Annotated in this window: 5 protein-coding genes; 2 read left to right on the top strand and 3 right to left on the bottom strand. The window is 55.2% G+C overall.

The genetic code is table 11. The annotated features are described in order from the left end of the window. The first annotated feature begins 260 nt into the window (after positions 1–260). Positions 261–782, top strand: a complete 522-nt coding sequence (locus KP707_RS16415; RefSeq protein ID WP_252348932.1) for a helix-turn-helix domain-containing protein — start codon at positions 261–263, stop codon at positions 780–782. Between the two features lie 312 nt (positions 783–1,094). Here KP707_RS16415 and KP707_RS16410 read toward each other — a convergent pair whose 3' ends face one another. Genes KP707_RS16410 through KP707_RS16400 form a run of 3 tightly spaced genes read right to left on the bottom strand, consistent with a single transcriptional unit; the run spans position 1,095 to position 2,488 of the window. Further along, positions 1,095–1,616: a hypothetical protein gene (locus KP707_RS16410; protein WP_215751968.1), complete on the bottom strand. Its 522-nt coding sequence runs from the start codon at positions 1,614–1,616 to the stop codon at positions 1,095–1,097. Positions 1,617–1,643: 27 nt separating this feature from the next. Further along, positions 1,644–2,183, bottom strand: coding sequence for a hypothetical protein (locus KP707_RS16405; protein ID WP_215751969.1), 540 nt, complete (start codon positions 2,181–2,183; stop codon positions 1,644–1,646). Positions 2,184–2,185: 2 nt separating this feature from the next. Beyond that, on the bottom strand, positions 2,186–2,488 hold the full coding sequence (locus tag KP707_RS16400) for a mobilization protein (protein ID WP_086898674.1): 303 nt from the start codon (positions 2,486–2,488) through the stop codon (positions 2,186–2,188). 161 nt (positions 2,489–2,649) lie between these two features. Here KP707_RS16400 and mobQ point away from each other — a divergent pair, with 161 nt between their 5' ends. Beyond that, entirely contained in the window at positions 2,650–3,948 is a 1,299-nt protein-coding gene (mobQ, locus tag KP707_RS16395; RefSeq protein ID WP_215751967.1) for a MobQ family relaxase, read from the top strand. The last annotated feature ends 217 nt before the right edge of the window (positions 3,949–4,165 follow it).

Raw genomic sequence — 4,165 nt, 5'->3', positions numbered from 1 at the left:
ATTACGACAGCGGACCAGATTTCGGAATGTGAGACCGGTTCGTATGGGGAACGGTAACCCCCTGTCATTCTATGACTTGTCTTTTTGAAAGAAAGGGCGAAACATACCCCTCAGAAACGGCGAAAGGCCGGAGCAGCGAACTCCGACCTTTCAGCTTGACCCGCCAGTACCAGTGGACGGGCCAGCTTTCCGAGGTGAACGATAACCCGTTTTCGGGGTTCCCCTCAAGAGAAGATGGTCAGTCCGAGTGAGGATAGACAATGACCATCGCCTTCAAGACTTCTCGCCCCCTGACAAAATGGCAGATCATTCGCCGGTTTCAGGCCGTGCTTCGTCGTTTCCGGTCGGAAGGTAAGCTGACTCTTGGGGAAGCACATGCGCTGGCTGTTCTGCCGGAGTTCATGGGGGACGATGGGGCTATGTTCCCCAGTCACGAAGCAATGGCAGAGAAGTCAGGCGCCAGTCGCCGGACGGTCATCAACGCCTTAAATCGGGCCTATGCGCTTGGTATCGTGAAGCACACGCCCCGCTATCAGTATGACCGCCAGCTTGGGAAGCGGGTGCGGACCTCGAACGCTTACGAGATCGTTCTGTCCGCACTCCAGCAGGTGGCGCAGGCTGCCCGGCACTTCATGCGGACGGTGCGCGATCACCTAAGTGCAAGACCTGCACAGGAACGTCCCTCTAGTTCTTTTTTAAGACAAGAGAGGATCTATCAGCCCCCCCAGATGACCCATGCGGAGATGCTCGCATGGTGCCTGAAGGAAGCGAAAGCCACCTGACGGCACCTAAGTGCAAGACCTCATTCCGACCTAAGTGCAAGCCGGTCTGACCTGAGTGTAAACGCATGTCTGGACGCCCTGACGGGCGGGCTACGCCGCTCCCGCTCTGCGCTCGCTCCAGAGCGGAAAGATTTTTTTGAATGCAATAAAAAAGCTTAAAAAGAACAATGAGGTGCCATTTAACTCTTCAAATCACGACACATATCTCACGTGGCTCATGATACTAAGATGTTGAGCTCAAGAGCCGTAACGAGTATGTTGAATTAGCTGCTTTGGCCGTACCGCTCCAAAGCCATCACATACCGGGTCCGACTATAATCCTATAGCAGGGGGATTTATTTCGGATATGGGGGTGGTTGATAAGCGGTCGTTCTGCTCGGTCGGACGAGATTGGGTTGCGGTCCAATCCCTTAGCAAGTCATATTTTTTAAGAGATCTATGTGTATATGGTGCAGCTGTTGCAACACGATAGTATTCGTGTTTGCTTTGTACCAAATGAAGAAGTACAGCATTGTGCTTGGAACTGCTTGTTTCTTCTTCAGTGCGACAAATTAAGAAATAAGTTTTATGTGACAATCTAATTTCATTGCATCTGTAAATTACATCTTCAACAAAATGCTTAACGCTTAAATATCCAAGTTCGATAATTTGTTTTTCATGACGAGCGAGAATATGAATTCGGCCAATACCACCTTCAGCCGGATCTATATCCCGCGAATTATGATGCCCTTCTTCCAGCTTAATCGGCAATGATGGTTCATCCTTAACGCCGTTATGAAGATAACCAACAGTCACTGGTTCAGTCAGTTCGTGTTCTTCAGATAAAGCGTTCAAAAAATTATCTTCCATCGGATATGGCGTTTAGAGACGCGGTAAGGACCATTCTATGCCATTCCCGGAAATGGATACGCACCATGCCCCTTTCATGTCGGTTCTAATCTTGTAACCTTCAATTTTGCACATGCCGAATGCCTGAATTAGCCCCGCTCTATCCATTTCGTAGGCCATGTGGCCCGACGGTGACGACACGGCCCATTCCGCCAGAGCGTCCCGTTTCTTGGCTTCCTGCTGCCCCTCAGCGAACCCTTGGGCGTATCCGGTTCGATTGCCTTTGATGTCCCCCAGAAAGGCTGCGCAGAACACGAGCGCGATTGCTCCAAAGCCGCAGGTGATGAGCAGGGTGCGTCGGTCGGTTTTGACGTAGCTGGTGACGGCCTGCGCTGCGTCCTCAACACGTTGTGCGGCTTTGGTGCTTTTGGCGTCCAGTGCCTCAAGTTGCTTTGCTAGGGCTGGCAGCTTACCGGCAACGTCCGAATATGCCTTATTCGACCGCTGGACGGTGTTCTTCAAATCCTCAAACGCACGAAGGCCGAAATCTTCCGTGTCGTCTGCTTCACTCATGGTCAGCCCTCATTCTGCACTTGTGCTGGACGGGGTGTGGTGAACCCGTGATCTTGAAAAGCCTTTACGTCCTGCTCACGAGACAACCGCTTAAGGAGGGCATCAATCACGTTCGAGAAGCGGTCATCACCTTCCGCTGCTTTAAGCAGCGCACCACCCAAGATGATTTTTTGGCGATCTTCTATTTTCCGCTTCTGCCTGTTCTCAGCATTGCGGGCATCTTTCAGGGCGTTCCGTGCCTGCTCAAGCCTCTTTTCAGCTTCAAGAATTCTTGGGGATTTGGTCGGCTGGCTTGTGCTGCTCATGTGTGGGGAACTCCTCTTGAGTGTAACTATACCACAAAATGAGGTTGCCTAAAAACCCTTCATGCCGATAGGTATTAAGGGCGCACTTATGCAAACTCTTCGAGTTTGCGTGCGACAGGGGTGAACCCCTTGCAACCCCATTCTTTCAGAGAGCCGATTCCGTGGCGATCTTCCACCTGTCCGTTAAGACCGTATCGCGGAGCACCGGCAGAAGTGCCGTTGCCGCTGCGGCTTATCGAACCGGGGACACGCTGACCAATGAACGCGATGGACGCCAGCACGACTACGCTAACCGAACCGGGGTTGATGATAGTTTCATCATTGCCCCGGTTGGTTGCGAGTGGGCGCATAATCGCTCGACCTTGTGGAACGCTGCCGAGCAGGCCGAGAAGCGTTCTAACTCGGTGACGGCCCGGGAGTATGTGCTGGCCCTTCCCGCTGAACTGGACGCCAAAGACAGGGCCGACCTTGCACGGTCTTTTGCCTCTGCTGTGGTCGAGCGTTACGGGGTGGCTGCTGATGTTGCTCTCCATGCCCCCAGTTCTGGTGGTGATGACCGGAACTATCACGCCCATATCCTCACCACGACACGGGAAGTCGAACCGGATGGTCTGGGCAAAAAGACCCGCATCCTGGACGCCGCCAAGACGGGTGGCCCGGAGATCGAGAGCCTTCGGGAATTGTGGGCCATGCAGTGCAACGAAGCACTAGAGCGCCACCAGAAGCCCGCCCGCATCGACCACCGCAGCTATGAGCGGCAGGGCGTGGACGAGATACCGACCCTGCACCTTGGCCCGACCAGCACCACGATGGAGCGCAAGCACAAGGCTGAGCAGGAGCGCAAGGGAGAGCCGTACAAGCCCCAAACGTTCAAGGCTCAGGAGAACGAGCGCAGGCGTACCCTGAACGACCATGTGCGGGAAATGGTGCGCGAGCTGGCCGCCACCGTCAGGGACGTGGCGGCGCAGGCCATGGACGCCAAGCGGAAAGGGGTGAATGGCCTTCTGAACGCCTTGCGGGCGAAGGGAAAGCAGGAGGCCGAGGAGCAGGCCAGACGGGCAGCAGAGGCCCGCAGGCGTGAGGAGGAACGCAAGGAAGCTTTGCGTCAGCAGGCACTCAGGGAGGCGAGAGAGCGGGCAGCGCGGGAAGCCAAGGAGCGTTTGGGTGATATGGCCAAGAAAGCCCAGAGGCTGGCCCTTGATGACCGCGAGCAGTTCCTTGCGGGTGAATATCCCTCAGATCCGTTTAGCCGTGCCCTGAAGGCTCACAGGCACCCTCTGGGCACCGCTGGACTGGACGCCGAGGAGAAGGCTCTCAGGGCGCATTTGAAGGTCTATCAGGAGCAGGAAAAGCGCCAGCAGGCCGAGAGGGCGCAGGCCCCAGCACGAGGCCGTGGGCGTGGCGGGCCGTCCCGTTCTCGGTCAAGGGATTACGACAGCGGACCAGATTTCGGAATGTGAGACCGGTTCGTATGGGGAACGGTAACCCCCTGTCATTCTATGACTTGTCTTTTTGAAAGAAAGGGCGAAACATACCCCTCAGAAACGGCGAAAGGCCGGAGCAGCGAACTCCGACCTTTCAGCTTGACCCGCCAGTACCAGTGGACGGGCCAGCTTTCCGAGGTGAACGATAACCCGTTTTCGGGGTTCCCCTCAAGAGAAGATGGTCAGTCCGAGT

Source organism: Gluconobacter sp. P5E10 (assembly GCF_018812145.1).
In the GTDB taxonomy this organism is placed as follows: domain Bacteria; phylum Pseudomonadota; class Alphaproteobacteria; order Acetobacterales; family Acetobacteraceae; genus Gluconobacter; species Gluconobacter cerinus.
The sequence above is the reverse complement of the archived record's forward strand: the minus strand, read 5'-3'. Positions and strand labels throughout refer to the sequence as shown.